The sequence below is a fragment of the Acinetobacter lwoffii genome (genome assembly GCF_029024105.1).
Lineage (GTDB): Bacteria > Pseudomonadota > Gammaproteobacteria > Pseudomonadales > Moraxellaceae > Acinetobacter > Acinetobacter lwoffii.
Genome location: NZ_CP118963.1, coordinates 466,968 through 483,375 on the forward strand (window position 1 = coordinate 466,968; position 16,408 = coordinate 483,375).

At 44.8% G+C, this 16,408-nt stretch carries 28 protein-coding genes and 1 pseudogene; 26 read left to right on the plus strand and 3 right to left on the minus strand.

Annotation, left to right across the window (positions count from 1 at the left end; translation table 11 throughout):
* Positions 1-35: 35 nt before the first annotated feature.
* The 3 genes from PYW33_RS02040 to PYW33_RS02050 form a co-directional block, all read right to left on the minus strand.
* Positions 36-797: a globin domain-containing protein gene (locus tag PYW33_RS02040; RefSeq protein WP_004281516.1), complete on the minus strand. Its 762-nt coding sequence runs from the start codon at positions 795-797 to the stop codon at positions 36-38.
* Between the two features lie 153 nt (positions 798-950).
* Positions 951-2,501, minus strand: a complete 1,551-nt coding sequence (locus tag PYW33_RS02045) for a helicase HerA-like domain-containing protein (RefSeq protein ID WP_004645050.1) — start codon at positions 2,499-2,501, stop codon at positions 951-953.
* Between the two features lie 18 nt (positions 2,502-2,519).
* Positions 2,520-3,722 carry a PLP-dependent transferase gene (locus tag PYW33_RS02050; protein WP_004645051.1) on the minus strand — a complete coding sequence of 401 codons (1,203 nt, stop codon included), beginning with the start codon at positions 3,720-3,722 and terminating at the stop codon, positions 2,520-2,522.
* A 163-nt stretch (positions 3,723-3,885) separates the two neighbouring features.
* Between PYW33_RS02050 and PYW33_RS02055 the strand changes: the two genes are divergently transcribed.
* The 26 genes and pseudogenes from PYW33_RS02055 to rpsK all read left to right on the plus strand — a co-directional run bounded on the left by PYW33_RS02055 (position 3,886) and on the right by rpsK (position 16,399).
* Entirely contained in the window at positions 3,886-4,620 is a 735-nt protein-coding gene (locus tag PYW33_RS02055; RefSeq protein ID WP_004645052.1) for a type 1 glutamine amidotransferase, read from the plus strand.
* Between the two features lie 272 nt (positions 4,621-4,892).
* A complete protein-coding gene (gene rpsJ, locus PYW33_RS02060; protein ID WP_000070912.1) occupies positions 4,893-5,204 on the plus strand; it encodes a 30S ribosomal protein S10 in 312 nt (103 codons plus the stop codon).
* A 60-nt stretch (positions 5,205-5,264) separates the two neighbouring features.
* The gene (gene rplC / locus PYW33_RS02065; RefSeq protein WP_004645054.1) at positions 5,265-5,903 is read left to right on the plus strand and encodes a 50S ribosomal protein L3; all 639 of its coding nucleotides are present in this window, start codon (positions 5,265-5,267) and stop codon (positions 5,901-5,903) included.
* 11 nt (positions 5,904-5,914) lie between these two features.
* Positions 5,915-6,517, plus strand: a complete 603-nt coding sequence (gene rplD, locus PYW33_RS02070) for a 50S ribosomal protein L4 (RefSeq protein ID WP_004281511.1) — start codon at positions 5,915-5,917, stop codon at positions 6,515-6,517.
* The gene (rplW, locus tag PYW33_RS02075; protein ID WP_004281510.1) at positions 6,514-6,834 is read left to right on the plus strand and encodes a 50S ribosomal protein L23; all 321 of its coding nucleotides are present in this window, start codon (positions 6,514-6,516) and stop codon (positions 6,832-6,834) included. The genes rplD and rplW overlap by 4 nt, the downstream gene beginning before the upstream one ends.
* A gap of 11 nt (positions 6,835-6,845) precedes the next feature.
* The gene (rplB, locus tag PYW33_RS02080; protein ID WP_004281509.1) at positions 6,846-7,670 is read left to right on the plus strand and encodes a 50S ribosomal protein L2; all 825 of its coding nucleotides are present in this window, start codon (positions 6,846-6,848) and stop codon (positions 7,668-7,670) included.
* Between the two features lie 19 nt (positions 7,671-7,689).
* Positions 7,690-7,965, plus strand: a complete 276-nt coding sequence (rpsS, locus tag PYW33_RS02085) for a 30S ribosomal protein S19 (RefSeq protein WP_004281508.1) — start codon at positions 7,690-7,692, stop codon at positions 7,963-7,965.
* An 11-nt stretch (positions 7,966-7,976) separates the two neighbouring features.
* Complete coding sequence (gene rplV / locus PYW33_RS02090) at positions 7,977-8,306, plus strand: 50S ribosomal protein L22 (protein ID WP_001982638.1); 330 nt, start codon at positions 7,977-7,979, stop codon at positions 8,304-8,306.
* 1 nt (position 8,307) lies between these two features.
* Positions 8,308-9,124, plus strand: a pseudogene (rpsC, locus tag PYW33_RS02095) (30S ribosomal protein S3).
* Positions 9,064-9,477, plus strand: a complete 414-nt coding sequence (gene rplP / locus PYW33_RS02100; protein ID WP_004281506.1) for a 50S ribosomal protein L16 — start codon at positions 9,064-9,066, stop codon at positions 9,475-9,477. Before rpsC ends, rplP begins: the two are co-directional and overlap by 61 nt.
* Positions 9,477-9,674, plus strand: a complete 198-nt coding sequence (rpmC, locus tag PYW33_RS02105; RefSeq protein WP_004281505.1) for a 50S ribosomal protein L29 — start codon at positions 9,477-9,479, stop codon at positions 9,672-9,674. Before rplP ends, rpmC begins: the two co-directional genes overlap by 1 nt.
* Positions 9,671-9,928 carry a 30S ribosomal protein S17 gene (gene rpsQ / locus PYW33_RS02110; RefSeq protein ID WP_004281504.1) on the plus strand — a complete coding sequence of 86 codons (258 nt, stop codon included), beginning with the start codon at positions 9,671-9,673 and terminating at the stop codon, positions 9,926-9,928. The genes rpmC and rpsQ overlap by 4 nt, the downstream gene beginning before the upstream one ends.
* Before the next feature lie 91 nt (positions 9,929-10,019).
* Positions 10,020-10,388: a 50S ribosomal protein L14 gene (gene rplN / locus PYW33_RS02115; protein ID WP_004281503.1), complete on the plus strand. Its 369-nt coding sequence runs from the start codon at positions 10,020-10,022 to the stop codon at positions 10,386-10,388.
* Positions 10,389-10,397: 9 nt separating this feature from the next.
* The gene (gene rplX, locus PYW33_RS02120) at positions 10,398-10,715 is read left to right on the plus strand and encodes a 50S ribosomal protein L24 (RefSeq protein ID WP_004281502.1); all 318 of its coding nucleotides are present in this window, start codon (positions 10,398-10,400) and stop codon (positions 10,713-10,715) included.
* Positions 10,716-10,731: 16 nt separating this feature from the next.
* Positions 10,732-11,268 (plus strand): 50S ribosomal protein L5, encoded by a 537-nt coding sequence (rplE, locus tag PYW33_RS02125; RefSeq protein ID WP_004645057.1) that lies wholly within the window; start codon positions 10,732-10,734, stop codon positions 11,266-11,268.
* 9 nt (positions 11,269-11,277) lie between these two features.
* Positions 11,278-11,583 carry a 30S ribosomal protein S14 gene (gene rpsN / locus PYW33_RS02130; RefSeq protein WP_004645058.1) on the plus strand — a complete coding sequence of 102 codons (306 nt, stop codon included), beginning with the start codon at positions 11,278-11,280 and terminating at the stop codon, positions 11,581-11,583.
* A gap of 12 nt (positions 11,584-11,595) precedes the next feature.
* Positions 11,596-11,991 (plus strand): 30S ribosomal protein S8, encoded by a 396-nt coding sequence (gene rpsH, locus PYW33_RS02135; protein WP_004281499.1) that lies wholly within the window; start codon positions 11,596-11,598, stop codon positions 11,989-11,991.
* Between the two features lie 13 nt (positions 11,992-12,004).
* Positions 12,005-12,538, plus strand: coding sequence for a 50S ribosomal protein L6 (rplF, locus tag PYW33_RS02140; RefSeq protein ID WP_004645059.1), 534 nt, complete (start codon positions 12,005-12,007; stop codon positions 12,536-12,538).
* Positions 12,539-12,552: 14 nt separating this feature from the next.
* The gene (rplR, locus tag PYW33_RS02145; protein ID WP_004281497.1) at positions 12,553-12,903 is read left to right on the plus strand and encodes a 50S ribosomal protein L18; all 351 of its coding nucleotides are present in this window, start codon (positions 12,553-12,555) and stop codon (positions 12,901-12,903) included.
* 2 nt (positions 12,904-12,905) lie between these two features.
* Positions 12,906-13,403: a 30S ribosomal protein S5 gene (rpsE, locus tag PYW33_RS02150; protein WP_004281496.1), complete on the plus strand. Its 498-nt coding sequence runs from the start codon at positions 12,906-12,908 to the stop codon at positions 13,401-13,403.
* A 6-nt stretch (positions 13,404-13,409) separates the two neighbouring features.
* On the plus strand, positions 13,410-13,586 hold the full coding sequence (gene rpmD, locus PYW33_RS02155; protein ID WP_004281495.1) for a 50S ribosomal protein L30: 177 nt from the start codon (positions 13,410-13,412) through the stop codon (positions 13,584-13,586).
* Between the two features lie 3 nt (positions 13,587-13,589).
* Positions 13,590-14,030: a 50S ribosomal protein L15 gene (gene rplO / locus PYW33_RS02160; protein ID WP_004281494.1), complete on the plus strand. Its 441-nt coding sequence runs from the start codon at positions 13,590-13,592 to the stop codon at positions 14,028-14,030.
* A 45-nt stretch (positions 14,031-14,075) separates the two neighbouring features.
* On the plus strand, positions 14,076-15,395 hold the full coding sequence (gene secY / locus PYW33_RS02165) for a preprotein translocase subunit SecY (RefSeq protein WP_171057005.1): 1,320 nt from the start codon (positions 14,076-14,078) through the stop codon (positions 15,393-15,395).
* A gap of 19 nt (positions 15,396-15,414) precedes the next feature.
* Positions 15,415-15,531 carry a 50S ribosomal protein L36 gene (rpmJ, locus tag PYW33_RS02170; RefSeq protein ID WP_000867907.1) on the plus strand — a complete coding sequence of 39 codons (117 nt, stop codon included), beginning with the start codon at positions 15,415-15,417 and terminating at the stop codon, positions 15,529-15,531.
* A 105-nt stretch (positions 15,532-15,636) separates the two neighbouring features.
* Positions 15,637-15,993: a 30S ribosomal protein S13 gene (gene rpsM, locus PYW33_RS02175; protein WP_004281492.1), complete on the plus strand. Its 357-nt coding sequence runs from the start codon at positions 15,637-15,639 to the stop codon at positions 15,991-15,993.
* A 19-nt stretch (positions 15,994-16,012) separates the two neighbouring features.
* Positions 16,013-16,399, plus strand: a complete 387-nt coding sequence (rpsK, locus tag PYW33_RS02180; protein ID WP_004281491.1) for a 30S ribosomal protein S11 — start codon at positions 16,013-16,015, stop codon at positions 16,397-16,399.
* Positions 16,400-16,408: the final 9 nt, after the last annotated feature.

The window sequence follows — 16,408 nt, forward strand, 5'->3', positions numbered from 1 at the left end:
TCAGAATCTGAAGCTAGTCTAAACCGTTTTTGCAATTAAAGCTTGAGCGGGGCAGACACTTCAACTACATCACCAACTTTGTAGTGGTCGATCAGTGTCTGTGCAACCGAGAATGCGGTTGGATTTTCTTCCGCTTTCACAGTAATTTGATATTGCTCGTTTTGCGCCTGATCAAAGCTAAACTGTTGTGGTTGACGAATGTGCTGTTCAGGCACCTGTACACGTACTGAAATATGTTCACCGGCTTCAGCACTTGCAATCGCTGCACCATCTTTAGCTTTAAGTGTAAAGATTTTACCTGCGTCGGTATCATTGACTGCTGCTACTTCAAATTCGCGCCAGCCCGCCCAGCCACCATTTTCAGAAGCTAGGGTGGCATATTTAGATTTTTCCACACCAATCAAAATATCTGCCAGTTGCATATACGCTTCTTTCCAGGCTGCAATCAGGTCTGAGTCCATGGGTACATCTAAAACTTCGCTGATCGAGTGCAACAGATTCTCACCGACAATCGCATATTGATCCGGTTGAATATCCAGGCTGACATGTTTAGTGGTAATGCGTTCGATGGCTTTGGCCAAAACGCCCGGATTGGTAATGTTTTCGGCATAGGCAAGTACTGCGGCAGCCAAGGCACGTGGTTGACGGCCAGTACTTTGATGATCCATGTTGAAGGTGTTTTTCAACTCTGGATGGTTTTTCAGCATGCGGTTATAGAAATACGTGGTAAGTGCTACGCCGTTTTCACGTAAAACAGGAACAGTCGCTTGTACAAGTTCAATATGTTGTGGAGTCATGAGAGCCGTCTACAGGTGTTTTTTAAAAGATATATTTAAATTACATCTTTTAAAATGGCTTTACAATAGCACATAGTCATAGAACCATAAAAAAATTATGGGATATAAGAATATCCCATAAAAAGTGTGATGATGATCGGAAAAAGAGCGGGATTATTTGCGGCCAAACAGCGAACCCAGTAAGCCGCGCACAATTTTCTGCCCAGTACTCCCGCCCAGGCTGCGGGCAGCACTTTTGGCAAAGGTGCCGACAATATCCTGAGTCAGTTTTTCTCGTTGCTTGGCTGCGCGTTCAGCTTCTTTTTGCTGTTCTCGTGCCAGACGTTCCTGTTCTTTAATTTGCTGCTTGGCAAGAGCTTCTTGTTCCTTGCTTTGTTGTTTGGCAAATTCGGCGGCCTGAGCCTGTTGCTGGCGTTCTGCGACCTTGTTTTGCAGCATTTCGTGGGCGCTGTCCCGATCGACTGGCTGCTCATAAATACCGGCGACAATACTTTGCTGCATGAGAGCCTTGCGTTCTTCAAGCGAGATCGGTGTAAAGGATGAATGCGGCGGCATGACCCAGCCACGCTCTACAATTTGTGGAATGCCCTTTTCATCCAGGCAGCTAATTAGAGCCTCACCTACTGCTAACTCGGTAATCACCTGATCGACTTTAAATTCAGGATTGGCTCGGAAAGTCTCTGCTGCGGTTTTCACTGCTTTTTGATCTTTGGGAGTGAAAGCCCGCAAAGCATGTTGAACCCGATTGCCGAGCTGGCCTAAGACACTTTCAGGTAAGTCCAACGGATTTTGCGTGACAAAATAAATCCCTACACCTTTCGAGCGAATTAGACGCACCACCTGCTCAATTTTTTCTTGCAGGGCAGGGCTGGCATTATCAAATAAGAGATGGGCTTCATCAAAGAAAAACACCAGTTTAGGTTTGTCCAGATCGCCGACTTCGGGAAGCTGTTCAAACAGCTCGGAGAGCATCCAGAGTAAGAACGTGGCATATAGCTTAGGCGTATTCATCAGCTTGTCAGCCGCCAACAAATTGATATTGCCACGTCCTTGACTATCCGTCTGCAAAAAGTCCATCAGATCCAGCGCCGGCTCGCCAAAAAACTGGTCACCGCCTTGGTCAGCCAGTGCTAACAAATTACGTTGAATCGCACCGAGACTGGCGGGTGAAAGATTGCCATATTCAGCTTTAAAGTCAGCCGCATGCTCAGAGACATAACTCAGCATCGCTTTCAGGTCTTTAAAGTCGATCAGCAATAAACCCTGATCATCGGCAATCCGAAACACGGCAGATAAAACGCCTTCCTGGGTGTCATTCAGATTCAGTATTTGCGCCAGCAGCAGCGGGCCAATTTCAGAAATGGTAGTGCGAATCGGATGACCCTGTTCGCCAAATAAATCCCAAAACACCACTGGTGAGGCTGCAAAAGGAATGGACTCGATATTGAGACTTTTAATCCGTTCATCAAACTTGGGGCTGCTTTCACCTGCTTTGGCCAGGCTGGACACATCGCCTTTGGCATCGGCGAGGAATACAGGTACACCAATTCGAGAAAAGCTCTCCGCCAATACTTTTAAAGTCACAGTCTTTCCGGTACCAGTGGCACCTGCAATCAAGCCATGTCGATTGGCAAGTTGGGAATGCAGCACAATATCCTGTGTGGTATCCGCAGTTTTTTTAGCAATAACAATTGGTCTACCCATAGCTTTTCCTGTTATTTATTATTCGTTTTTAAGTTTTTTCATTTGTTCTAGTGCATGCTGAATATCTTGAATCAAATCTTCCGGATATTCCAGTCCAATACAGAAACGAACCAGCAAGCCGTCTTTTAAGTGTGAATGTTCCAGCACACGCATGTCTTTTAAGTTATATAGCATGACCAGACTGACAGGGCCACCCCAACTAAAGCCAAGCTTAAACAGTTTTAAGCTATCACAGAAATTCCGGATATCCTGCATTACGTATGTGCTGTCAAAGATCACGCTGACCAGGCCGGCACTATCACCTTGCTTGCAAATTTCTTTCCAGTACTGATGGCCTGCACTGTCCGGATCTGAAGGATGAAGTACTTGCACAAACTCGGTTTGCTGTTTAAGCCATGTCATTAATGTAAGCGCACTGCTGGATTGATGTTGATATCGCAGTTGCATCGAAGCCAGACTACGTTGTATCTGTGCCACATCATCACCAGAAACACTAATGCCCTGAATGGCATGCGCACGGAACAGTTTGTGATGCAGGGTCTTATCTCGCGTAACCACTGAGCCCATCAGGATATCACCACCGCCGCTTGGATATTTGGTCAGTGCATGTACCGTCATATCTACACTTAAATGCTCTTCACTAAAATCAAAGGCATCAAAAGCCAGACCTGCGCCCCAGGTATTATCCAGCGCAGTAAGAATATTGTGTGCCTGAGCTTTTTTCACTAAACCAGCCAGATCCGGAAATTCCAAGGTGACTGAGCCAGCAGCCTCGAGCCAGATCAGTTTGGCTTTATCTGTAGGCTGAAATGTATCAAGCTCTATGGGATTGTAGACCTTAACCGTAATTCCATAACGCTTTTCCATATTGCGTAAATGCTCCATGTTTGGACCATAGATATTGTCAGCTACCCAAACCTCATCGCCCTGGCTTAAAAAGCAAGAATTCACGAGATTAATCGCGGATAAACCACTCGGTGCGAGCAGGTGATATAAACCACCTTCGAGTTGTGCGATGTTATCGCCCAGCGTAAAGGTCGTAGGCGTGCCATGCGTGCCATAACTATAATCATAGTCATCGGTCCAATGGCGATTAAACAGGGCATCGGTATTGTTAAAGATAATGGTCGATGCACGATAGAGGGGAGGTTGAATGGTGGAAATCGCTTGAGGAGCCTTTCGTGGTGCATGAATCAGGCGAGTTTGAGAGTCTTGTTTCACGTGAATGCGCTCAAATGTAATCAAATATTACTCTAGCTTAAGAGAATCTGTGACTCACTGCCAGTTACGTTGTGAATTGTTTAAAAACAACAAGTCTTATAAAAAGTTGGCTTCATTTTTGCAAAACCTAAATCTATATAGCTAAAAAAATAGGTTGAGGAGCATGAAGTCGCATTTAAAAGTGCATTATTTTCAGCATATTGCTGGTGAAGGTTTTGGTAGTTGTTATGAATTTTTAAAGCAGCATCAGGCGCACATTACCGCGACTGAATTTTTTGCTTTACCCGTGGATCGGCCGCTGGAGATCGAGGCGCTGCCTGCAGTGGAAGAGGTGGATTTGCTGATCATTATGGGGGGAACCATGAGTGTGAATGATGAAGCAAATTTCCCTTGGTTAAAAATAGAAAAACGCTGGTTGCGTCGCTATCTTTCGCATGGTAAACCGGCAATTGGCCTGTGTCTGGGTGGGCAGTTGATTGCAAATGCTTTGGGTGCAGGTGTTAGTCGCAATCCAGAACAAGAATTGGGGTGGACCACGGTGCACAGAGTGGCGAATCTACCAGAGACGTGTTTTAGCCTGCCGGAGCAGTTTAATATTCTGCAATGGCACAATGAAACATTTGAATTGCCCAAAGGTGCAGTCCATCTGGCAGAAAATGAAGCCTGTCGTAATCAGATGTACCAGTTGGGCAGAAATGTATTGGGCTTCCAGTTTCATCCTGAAATCACGCCGGAAACCCTGGCATTGTTTTTGGAAAATGAAGAAGAGCTTGTGCAATTTTCAGGAAAATATGTGCAAAATTTATTTGAATTAAAAAAAACCACGAAGCAAAAATTTATTGAAGGAAATCAGATATTAAATCGTGCTATAGAATATGTTCTGGCAAAAACTGCCTAATATTTACACAATAAACTATTGTTTTAAGTCATAAATTGAAAACTTGGATAAAACCATAAAAGAGATTTGCTTATGCATTAAACAATGGCTATAATAAGCGACCCTTCAATAGGAAGGGGGTTAACTGCGAATAAAGTAGTTAACTATCGTTACAGTCGTGGCATCGATCATGACCTTAGTGATATTTCACTGCTCTTGACACTTGCCCACATAAAGTGGGGTGAGATGCGTCAAGAGTGATTCTTTATATATTTGGCTTGGAGTTTACTGGTATGTCTAACCAGAGAATTCGTATCCGTCTTAAGTCTTTTGATCATCGCCTGATTGATCAATCAGCTCAAGAAATCGTAGAAACCGCAAAACGTACTGGCGCACAAGTGTGTGGTCCAATTCCAATGCCAACACGCATTGAACGTTTTAACGTTTTAACATCACCACACGTAAACAAAGACGCGCGTGACCAGTACGAAATCCGTACTTACAAGCGTTTGATCGACATCGTTCAACCTACAGACAAAACTGTAGATGCATTGATGAAGTTAGATCTTGCAGCTGGTGTTGATGTTCAGATCGCATTGGGTTAAGGCTTTCGGGTTAATTAACACTCTAAGTTAATTAGGCCGCTTTTTTAGAGGTTTATGCACATGGCTATTGGTTTAGTCGGTCGCAAGTGCGGTATGACACGTATCTTTACAGATGCTGGTGTTTCTGTGCCTGTTACAGTGATTGAGGTTGATCCTAACCGCATCACTCAAATCAAAACGCTTGAAACTGATGGTTATCAAGCGATTCAAATCACTACTGGTGAACGTCGCGAATCTCGCGTAACTAACGCTCAGAAAGGCCACTTCGCGAAAGCGGGTGTTGCAGCTGGTCGTCTAGTTCAAGAATTCCGTGCTACAGAAGCTGATCTTGAAGGTCGTGAGGTTGGTGGTACGCTTACCGTTGAATTGTTCCAAGTTGGTCAAGTTGTTGACGTAACTGGTCAATCTAAAGGTAAAGGTTTCCAAGGTGGTGTTAAGCGTTGGAACTTCCGTACGCAAGATGCAACTCACGGTAACTCAGTTTCTCACCGTGTTTTAGGTTCTACTGGTCAAAACCAGACTCCTGGTCGCGTATTCAAAGGCAAAAAAATGGCTGGCCATTTAGGTGCTGAACGCGTAACTACACAGGGTCTTGAGATCGTTGCTATCGACACAGAACGTTCAGTTCTAGTTGTTAAAGGCGCGGTTCCTGGTGCTACTGGTGGCGACGTAATCGTTCGTCCTACGATCAAGGCCTGAGGGGAAATAACGTGAATTTAAATACTGTTTCCGGCTCTGCTGTTGAATTATCAGAAGTTGCGTTCGGTCGTGAATTTAATGAAGCTCTTGTTCACCAAGTGGTTACAGCTTATTTAGCTGGTGGCCGTCAAGGTTCAAAAGCTCAGAAATCACGTGCAGACGTTTCTGGCGGTGGTCGCAAGCCATTCCGTCAAAAAGGTACTGGCCGCGCTCGTGCTGGTTCTATTCGTAGCCCAATCTGGGTTGGCGGTGGTAAAACTTTTGCTGCTCGTCCACAAGACTGGTCTCAAAAAGTAAACCGTAAAATGTACCGCGGTGCTATGCAATGCATCCTAGCTGAACTTGTTCGTCAAGATCGCTTAGTTTTAGTTGAAGAGTTTGCTGTTGCAGCTCCAAAAACTAAAGAATTGCTTGCAAAACTTAACGACTTGAATGCGACTCGCGCATTGATCGTTACTGATGCTGTTGATGAGAACCTGTATCTTGCTGCGCGCAACATTCCACACGTTGATGTGGTTGATGCTGCTGCAATCGATCCGGTTAGCTTGATTGCGTTCGACAAAGTTGTTATGTCTGTAGCTGCTGCTAAGAAAATTGAGGTAGAACTCGGATGAACAACGAACGTATCTATCAAGTCCTGCAAGGACCTGTATTCTCAGAAAAAGCACAAGTTTTAGGTGAAACTGCTGGTGTTCAAGTGTTTAAAGTTGCATTAAATGCAAACAAGCTTGAAATCAAAAAAGCAGTGGAACAACTCTTTGGTGTGGAAGTTGTTAAAGTTAACACGACTATCACTAAAGGTAAGTCTAAACGCTTTGGTAAAACATTAGGACGTCGTTCTGATGTTAAAAAAGCATACGTCACCCTGAAAGCTGGCCAAGATGTTGAAATGGCTGACTTGGGCGATACCGCTGAAAGCACAGCGGAATAAGGACGAGAATTATGCCTATTCAAAAATGTAAGCCAACGTCTCCAGGACGTCGCTTTGTAGAGAAAGTGGTTCACGATCACCTTCACAAAGGCGCACCATACTCTCCGTTGGTTGAAGCTAAAAAACGTACTGGCGGCCGTAATAATAACGGTCACATCACGACTCGTCACGTTGGTGGCGGTCACAAGCAGCACTACCGTCTAGTTGATTTTAAACGTAACAAAGATGGTATTCCTGCAACTGTAGAGCGTATCGAATACGATCCTAACCGTACTGCACACATTGCACTTGTATTGTATGCTGATGGTGAGCGTCGTTATATCATCGCTCCTAAAGGCCTTCGCGCTGGCGATAAAGTACAGTCTGGTAACGATGCTCCAATTCGTCCAGGTAACTGCTTGCCGCTTCGCAACATGCCTATCGGTTCTACTCTTCACAACATCGAACTTAAAATCGGTAAAGGCGCGCAGTTAGCTCGTTCAGCTGGTACTTCAGTTCAGCTGTTGGGTCGTGACGGTTCTTACGCTATCGTTCGTCTGCGTTCAGGCGAGATGCGTAAAATTCACGTTGAATGCCGTGCTGTGTTAGGTGAAGTATCTAACTCAGAAAGCAACCTTCGTTCACTAGGTAAAGCTGGTGCATCACGCTGGCGTGGTGTTCGTCCTACCGTTCGTGGTATGGCGATGAACCCAGTTGACCATCCACATGGTGGTGGTGAAGGGCGTAACAAAGGTATTCAACCTGTAAGCCCATGGGGTCAAAAAGCTAAAGGGTACAAGACACGTACCAATAAGCGTACGACTAAGATGATTATTCGCGACCGTCGCGTTAAGTAACAAGTAAAGGAATCTGACAATGCCTCGTTCTCTGAAAAAAGGCCCATTCGTCGATGCGCACTTGTTCGCTAAGGTTGAAGCGGCTATCGCGGCTAATAACCGTAAGCCGATCAAAACTTGGTCGCGTCGTTCGATGATCCTCCCGGATTTTGTTGGTTTAACAATTTCTGTACACAATGGCCGTAACCACGTTCCTGTGATCGTTTCTGAGCACATGGTTGGTCACAAGCTTGGTGAATTTGCACCAACTCGTACCTATCGCGGTCACGGTGTTGACAAGAAATCTAAACGTTAATGGGTGCTATGATGGAAGTAACTGCTAAATTACGCGGTGCCGCTATCTCGGCACAAAAAGCTCGTTTGGTTGCAGATCTTATCCGCGGCAAATCTGTTGCGCACGCTCTTAACATCCTTAACTTCAGCAACAAAAAAGCTGCAGTTCTAGTTAAGAAAGCGTTGGAATCTGCGATTGCAAATGCTGAACACAATAACAGTTTAGATGTAGACGACCTTAAAGTTTCTACGATCTACGTTGATGAAGGCATGAGCCTGAAACGTATTATGCCACGTGCTAAAGGCCGTGCAGATCGTATTACTAAGCGTACTTGTCACATCACCGTTAAGGTAGGGGTTTGATATGGGTCAGAAGGTTCATCCAATCGGTATCCGCCTAGGTGTTGTGAAACGTCATAACGCTAACTGGTATGCGAATCCGAAACAATACGCTGAATACTTGCTTAAAGATCTTCAAGTTCGTGAGTTTTTGATCAAAAAACTTAAAAACGCGATGATCAGCAATATTCTTATCGAACGCCCTACAGGCGCTGCTAAAGTAACTATTAGCACTGCTCGTCCAGGTATCGTGATCGGTAAAAAAGGCGAAGATATTGAGAAACTACAACGCGAATTGACATCTATTATGGGTGTTCCTGCGCAAGTAAGTATCAATGAAATTGATCGTCCAGACTTAGACGCGCGTCTAGTTGCTGAAGCTATCGCTTCTCAATTGGAAAAACGTGTAATGTTCCGTCGTGCTATGAAGCGTGCGGTACAAAACACCATGCGTGCTGGTGCTAAAGGTATCAAAGTAGAAGTTTCAGGCCGTTTAGGTGGTGCTGAGATTGCTCGTACTGAGTGGTATCGTGAAGGTCGTGTACCTCTACATACGCTTCGTGCAGATATCGACTATGCGACTATGCGTGCTGAGACTACTTACGGTACGATCGGTGTTAAAGTTTGGATCTTCCGTGGTGAGATCTTGGGCGGCATGAAACAAGTCATGAACCCAGCTCCAGCAGAAGAGCGTCCAGCTAAACGCGGTCGTGGTCGTGGTGAAGGTCAAGAGCGTCGTGGTCGTCGCAATGATCGTTCTGCTGAAAAAGGAGAATAATCCATGTTGCAACCTAAGCGTACTAAATTCCGTAAAGTGCAGAAAGGCCGTAACACTGGTCTAGCACACCGCGGTAGCACAGTATCTTTCGGTACTATTGCACTTAAATCAGTTGAACGTGGTCAAATGACTGCGCGTCAAATTGAAGCAGCGCGTCGTACAATTAGCCGTCGTATTAAGCGTGGTGGTAAGATCTTTATCCGTGTATTCCCGGACAAGCCGATTACTTCTAAGCCTCTTGAAGTGCGTATGGGTAAAGGTAAAGGTTCTGTGGAATATTGGGTTTGCCAAATCAAACCAGGTAAAGTCTTGTACGAAATTGATGGTGTTAACGAAGAATTGGCTCGCGAAGCGTTTACGCTTGCAGCAGCTAAGCTTCCGTTTAAAACCGCTATCGTGACTCGGACGGTAATGTAATGAAAACTAAAGATCTACGTGAAAAGTCGGTAGAAGAGTTGACAGCTTTGCTTGATGAGCAACAGCTTAACCAATTCCGTCTTCGTATGGCGAAAGCAACTGGTCAATTGGGTAAATCGCATGAAGTTGCACTTACTCGTCAGACTATTGCTCGTATTAAGACCCTCCTTACCGAAAAACAGGGGAACGGACAATGAGTGATAAAACAGTCCGCACGTTAACTGGCAAAGTTGTAAGCGACAAGATGGATAAATCTATCGTTGTTCTTATTGAACGCCAAGTTCAACACCCGTTGTATGGCAAATTAATCCGCCGTTCAACAAAATTACATGCTCATGATGAGAACAACACAGCGAAAGCTGGTGATGTTGTAACCATTAAAGAAAGCCGCCCAATTTCTAAAACTAAGTCTTGGACTTTAGTTGAAGTTGTTGAAGCAGCTGCTGAGTAATTAACGTTCTTGTTGCATCATCGGTCAATTTCGAGTACTCTTTGAGCCTTTCGAAATTTCGACCGGTGTTGCTCGGTTTTGGAGTAGGGCAATGATTCAGACCGAAACTATGCTCGACGTAGCAGACAACAGTGGTGCACGCCGCGTACAATGTATTAAAGTACTTGGTGGCTCGCATCGTCGTTATGCTTCTGTTGGCGACATTATTAAAGTTACTGTAAAAGAAGCAATTCCACGCGCACGTGTTAAAAAAGGTGACGTGATGAATGCGGTTGTGGTTCGTACAAAATTCGGTATCCGTCGTGCAGACGGTTCAGTGATTCGTTTCGATGATAACGCTGCTGTTATTTTGAACAACAACAAAGCGCCGATTGCAACTCGTATTTTCGGACCAGTGACTCGTGAACTTCGTACTGAACAGTTCATGAAAATTATTTCATTGGCTCCTGAAGTTCTATAAGAGGCGATCATGGCTAAGATTAAAAAAGGCGATCAAGTAATTGTGATCGCAGGTAAAGAAAAAGGCAAACAGGGTACTGTTCTGTCTGTTTCTAATGACCGTGTTAAGGTTGAAGGCCTTAACTTGGTGAAGAAGCATCAGAAGCCAAACCGTGCTACAGGCGCTGAAGGTAGCGTTGTAACTCAGGAAGCTTCGCTTCATATTTCAAACGTGGCAGTTTTTAATGCTACAACCCAAAAGGCTGACCGTGTTGGTTACCAAGTGATTGATGGCGTGAAAACTCGCGTATTCAAATCAAATGGTGAATCAGTGGCGGTAGCGAAGTAATAGGTTGATATAGGCCATGGCCAGACTTAAAACACGTTACAACGACGAACTTAAAGCTCAATTACAAGAAGTATTGGGCGTTAAGAATGTGATGGAGATTCCTCGCATCACTAAAATCACGATCAACATGGGTGTTGGCGCAGCTGCTGCTGACAAAAAACTCCTTGATGGTGCTCTTTCAGATATGCAAGCTATCGCTGGTCAAAAACCAGTACTTACGTTAGCTCGTAAATCAATCGCTGGTTTTAAAATCCGTGATGGTTGGCCGATCGGTTGTAAAGTTACTTTACGCGGCGAACGTATGTACGAATTCTTGGACCGTTTGATCTCGATTGCGATCCCTCGTATCCGTGACTTCCGTGGTTTCTCTGCGAAATCATTCGACGGTCGTGGTAACTACTCAATGGGTCTTAAGGAACAAATCATGTTCCCTGAAATCGATTTTGACAAGATTGATCGTATTCGTGGTATGGATATTACCATTACTACGACTGCTCGCACCGATGACGAAGGCCGTGCGCTTATGCGTGCATTCGGCTTCCCGTTCAAATAAGAGGTCGATATGGCTAAGAAAGGTATGATTAATCGCGAATTGAAACGCGAAGCTACTGTTGCTAAATACGCTGTAAAACGTGCTGAATTAAAAGCTGTTATTGCAAACGTAAATGCATCAGACGAAGAACGTTTCGAAGCGATGATGAAATTACAAGCATTACCACGTAATGCATCTCCAGTACGTCTACGTAACCGTTGTGGTTTAACTGGTCGTCCTCATGGTTACTTCCGTAAGTTCGGTTTAAGCCGTAACAAATTACGTGAAACAGTAATGCAAGGTGATGTACCTGGCGTTGTTAAGGCAAGCTGGTAAGGAGCACTATAGATGAGTATGCAAGATACCGTTGCCGACATGCTAACACGTGTTCGTAACGCACAAATGGCAAAGAAACAAACTGTTTCTATGCCTAATTCTAAGTTGAAAGTAGCAATTGCTAACTTACTTCAACAAGAAGGTTATATTTCAAACGTAGAAGTTGCGGATGCTGAAGGCAAACCAACTCTTACTTTGACTTTAAAGTATTTCGAAGGCAAACCAGTTATCGAAACTGTGAAGCGCGTAAGCCGTCCAGGTCTACGTCAGTATCGCGGTAAAGATGCACTTCCTAGCGTTAAGCAAGGTTTAGGTATTGCAATTGTTTCTACAAGCAAAGGCATCATGACTGATCGCGCTGCACGTGCTGCAGGCGTTGGTGGTGAAGTTATTGCTTTTGTTTCTTAATAGGTGATTCCTCATGTCTCGTGTGGCTAAAGCCCCAGTAACTGTACCTAACGGTGTAACAGTTACTCAGAACGGCCGGCAGGTCGAAGTGAAAGGCACTAAAGGTACATTGTCTTTCAACCTGCATGCGCTGGTCGAGCTTAAACAGGAAGACGGTATTCTAGCTATTGCTCCAGTACAAGAGTCGAAAGACGCTTGGATGCAAGCTGGTACTGCTCGCGCTGTGCTTAACAACCTTGTAAAAGGTGTTAGCGAAGGTTTCGAACGTAAGTTACAGCTTATCGGTGTTGGTTATAAAGCTGCGGTTAAAGGTGACGTTGTTCATCTTAACCTTGGTTTCTCTCATCCGATCGATTATGCACTTCCTGCAGGTGTAACTGCTGAAACTCCAACTGCAACTGAAATCATTCTTAAATCTGCTGATAAAGCAGCTTTAGGACAGGTTGCTGCAGATATCCGTGGTTACCGTCCACCAGAGCCATATAAAGGCAAAGGTGTTCGTTATTCTGACGAAGTTGTACTTCGTAAAGAAGCTAAGAAGAAATAAGGCGCGAGGTTCTTATGAACGAAAAGAAACAATCCCGTTTGCGTCGTGCGAAAAGCACACGCTTGCACATCCGTGCATTGGGTGCGACTCGTTTGTGTGTAAACCGCACTCCGCGTCACATCTATGCTCAAGTTATCTCTGCAGATGGTGGCAAAGTATTAGCGCAAGCTTCTACTTTAGACGCTACTCTACGTGCGGGTACAACTGGTAACGTTGAAGCAGCTCAAAAAGTAGGTGCTTTAATCGCAGAACGCGCTAAAGCAGCTGGTGTTACTAAAGTTGCATTTGACCGTTCTGGTTTTAAATATCATGGTCGTATCAAAGCCTTGGCTGATGCTGCTCGTGAAAACGGCTTGGAGTTCTAATCATGGCTAAAGTTGAACAAAACGAAGGTCTTGTTGAAAAGCTGGTTGCCGTTGATCGTGTAGCCAAAGTTGTTAAGGGTGGTCGTATCTTCTCTTTCACAGCATTAACTGTTGTGGGTGATGGTAATGGTCGCGTAGGTTTTGGTCGTGGTAAAGCACGTGAAGTTCCAGCTGCTATCTCTAAAGCACTTGAAGCTGCTCGTCGCAATATGATTACTGTTGACCTTGTTGATGGTACGTTACAGCACCCAATTCATGCACGTCACGGCGCTAGCCGCGTATTCATGCAGCCTGCCTCTGAAGGTACAGGTGTAATTGCTGGTGGCGCTATGCGTGCAGTTCTAGAAGCTGTAGGCGTACGTAACGTGTTGACTAAATGCCGTGGTTCTACTAACGCTGCTAACGTAGTAAACGCAACTTTCAATGGTTTGCGTGATATGACTACTCCTGAAAAGGTTGCTGCGAAACGTGGTCTTTCAGTAGAACAAATTCAAGGGTAATCAATCATGAAAACGATTAAAGTTACCCAGACTAAATCTGCATCGCACCGCTTGAAAAATCACAAGCTTAGCCTGCAAGGTTTAGGTCTGCGTCGTATTGGTCATACTGTAGAAGTGTTAGACACACCTTCTAACCGTGGTATGATCAACCAAGTCTACTATATGGTTAGTGTAGAGGAATAAGCCATGACTCTGCGTTTAAATACAATTGCACCTGCAGAAGGTGCTAAACGTGACAACCTTCGTTTAGGCCGTGGTATCGGTTCTGGCGTTGGTAAGACCGGTGGCCGTGGTGTCAAAGGTCAAAACTCACGTAAGAGCGGTGGTACTCGTCCAGGTTTCGAAGGCGGTCAAACAGCACTTTATCGTCGTTTGCCTAAATTCGGCTTCACTAGCCAATTGGCTTTGAAAACTGCTGAAGTACGTTTATCTGAGCTTGCTAAAGTTGAAGGCGACATCGTGTCTCTTGAAACTTTAAAAGCTGCGAACGTTGTACGTAAAGACATGATCCGTGCTCGTATCGTACTTTCTGGTGAAATTACTCGTGCATTCACTGTTCAAGGTGTTGCATTGACTAAAGGCGCTAAAGCTGCTGTTGAAGCTGCTGGCGGCAAAGTCGAGGAGTAATCCCCAGTGTCTATGACTCCTAGTTCTTCAGGTCATGTCAACATGATGAAAGGCCAACCATTTCATGTGAAATACCGTGAAATTATTCGTCGAATGATGTTTCTCATTGGTGCGTTGTTGGTGTTTCGACTAGGAGCGCATATTCCAGTACCAGGCATCAATAATGCTGCGTTAGAAAACTTGTTTAATGCAAACCAAGGTACCATCCTTGGTTTGTTTAACATGTTCTCTGGTGGGGCATTAGAACGAATGTCTATTCTTGCTCTCGGGATCATGCCATACATCTCTGCATCGATTATCGTGCAGTTGATGTCAACTGTGGTTCCTTCGCTGGAAGCTTTAAAGAAAGAAGGCGAGCAAGGCAAACGTAAAATTAATCAATACACACGACAAGGCACATTATTCTTAGCGCTAGTACAGGCGGTAGGTATGTGTGCAGGCCTGATCAGTCAGGGGATTACCCTGAATACTGGTTTGGCTTTTTATGTTCCTGCAGTAACCTCATTGGTTGCGGGGACCATGTTCTTGATGTGGTTGGGTGAACAGATTACCGAGCGTGGGGTGGGGAATGGTATTTCCATGATCATCTTCGCGGGTATTGTTGCCGGATTGCCTAATCTGATTATGCAATCTTTCTCATCTGTAGATAATGGCCAGACCAGCCTGATTGGCTTGGTAATTTTTGGTTTGTTATCTCTGGGTGTTTTGGCAGCGATCGTGTTTATCGAGAAAGCGCAACGTCGTATTCCGGTAAACTATGCTCAAAAACAACAAGGTCGTCGTGTATTTACTGCACAGCAGACACATTTGCCATTAAAAATTAATATGGCGGGTGTGATTCCGGCAATTTTTGCCAGCTCATTGCTTTTGTTCCCTGCGAGCTTAGGTCAGTGGGTGGGTAGTGCAGATCCAAATGCTGGATTTATTAAGCGTAGCCTGCAAGATGTAGCATTGGTGTTGTCGCCTGGTCAGCCGTTGTATTTGGTGCTCTTTGGTGCGTTAATTATCTTTTTCTGTTACTTCTATACAGCACTGGTATTTAGTCCTAAAGAAGTGTCAGAGAACTTGAAACGCAGCGGAGCTTACGTGCCTGGTATACGTCCAGGTGAGCAAACTGCTCGTTACTTAGATCATATTCTCAATCGTTTGACGTTTATTGGCGCGATTTATATCGCAGTCATTTGTTTGATGCCGATGGTATTGCAAAGTTCATTTGGTATTCCATTCTATTTGGGTGGTACCTCTTTGCTGATTGTTGTGGTAGTAGTGATGGACTTTATGGCTCAGCTGCAATCACACCTCACTTCGCACCAATACGATAATCAAACGTTAATGAGAAAAACGACTGCTCATCCTAAGGGATAAGCGCACTTGAGGTTTCATCATGAAAGTACAAGCTTCTGTTAAGAAAATTTGTGGTAGCTGTAAAGTTATCCGTCGTAATGGGGTTATCCGCGTAATTTGTAGCGCAGAACCTCGTCATAAGCAGCGTCAAGGTTAATCTGATTAAGACCTGTTGATTTCTGTAGGCGAATTAGGTTATTATCCGCCCCTCAAGATTTTTGTGGGGCGGTTGATTATCTACTGCCTTTTTGGAGAAAATTGAATGGCTCGTATTGCCGGTGTAAACATTCCGGATAACAAGCACGCTGTTATCTCTCTAACGTATATCTTTGGTATTGGTCGCCATACTTCAAAAGCTATCTTAGCTGCTGCTGGTATTGCTCCAACTACTAAGATCCGTGAATTAGATGACGCTCAGCTTGATGCGATTCGTGCAGAAGTTGCTAAGGTTCCGACCGAAGGTGATTTACGTCGCGAAATTTCCATGAACATTAAACGTTTAATGGATCTAGGCTGCTACCGCGGTCTTCGTCATCGTCGCAGCTTGCCTGTCCGCGGTCAACGCACCAAAACTAACGCTCGTACCCGTAAAGGTCCGCGCAAACCTATTAAGAAATAAGATTTCTGGAAGCTAAAAGATGGCTAAAGATACTCGCGCACGCAAGAAGGTCACTCGTACCGTCTCTGAAGGTGTCGCACACATTCACGCTTCTTTTAATAACACCATTGTGACTATTACCGATCGTCAAGGTAATGCACTGGCTTGGGCCACTTCAGGTGGACAAGGCTTCCGTGGATCACGTAAATCAACTCCGTTCGCTGCTCAGGTAGCTGCTGAAGTTGCTGGTAAAGCTGCTTTAGACTACGGTTTGAAAAACTTGGACGTCCTTGTAAAAGGTCCTGGTCCTGGTCGTGAATCTGCGGTTCGTGCTTTAGGTGCAGTGGGTTATAAAATTAACAGCATTACCGATGTGACGCCAATCCCGCACAACGGTTGCCGTCCACCTAAAAAACGTCGCGTGTAAGGAGAAACA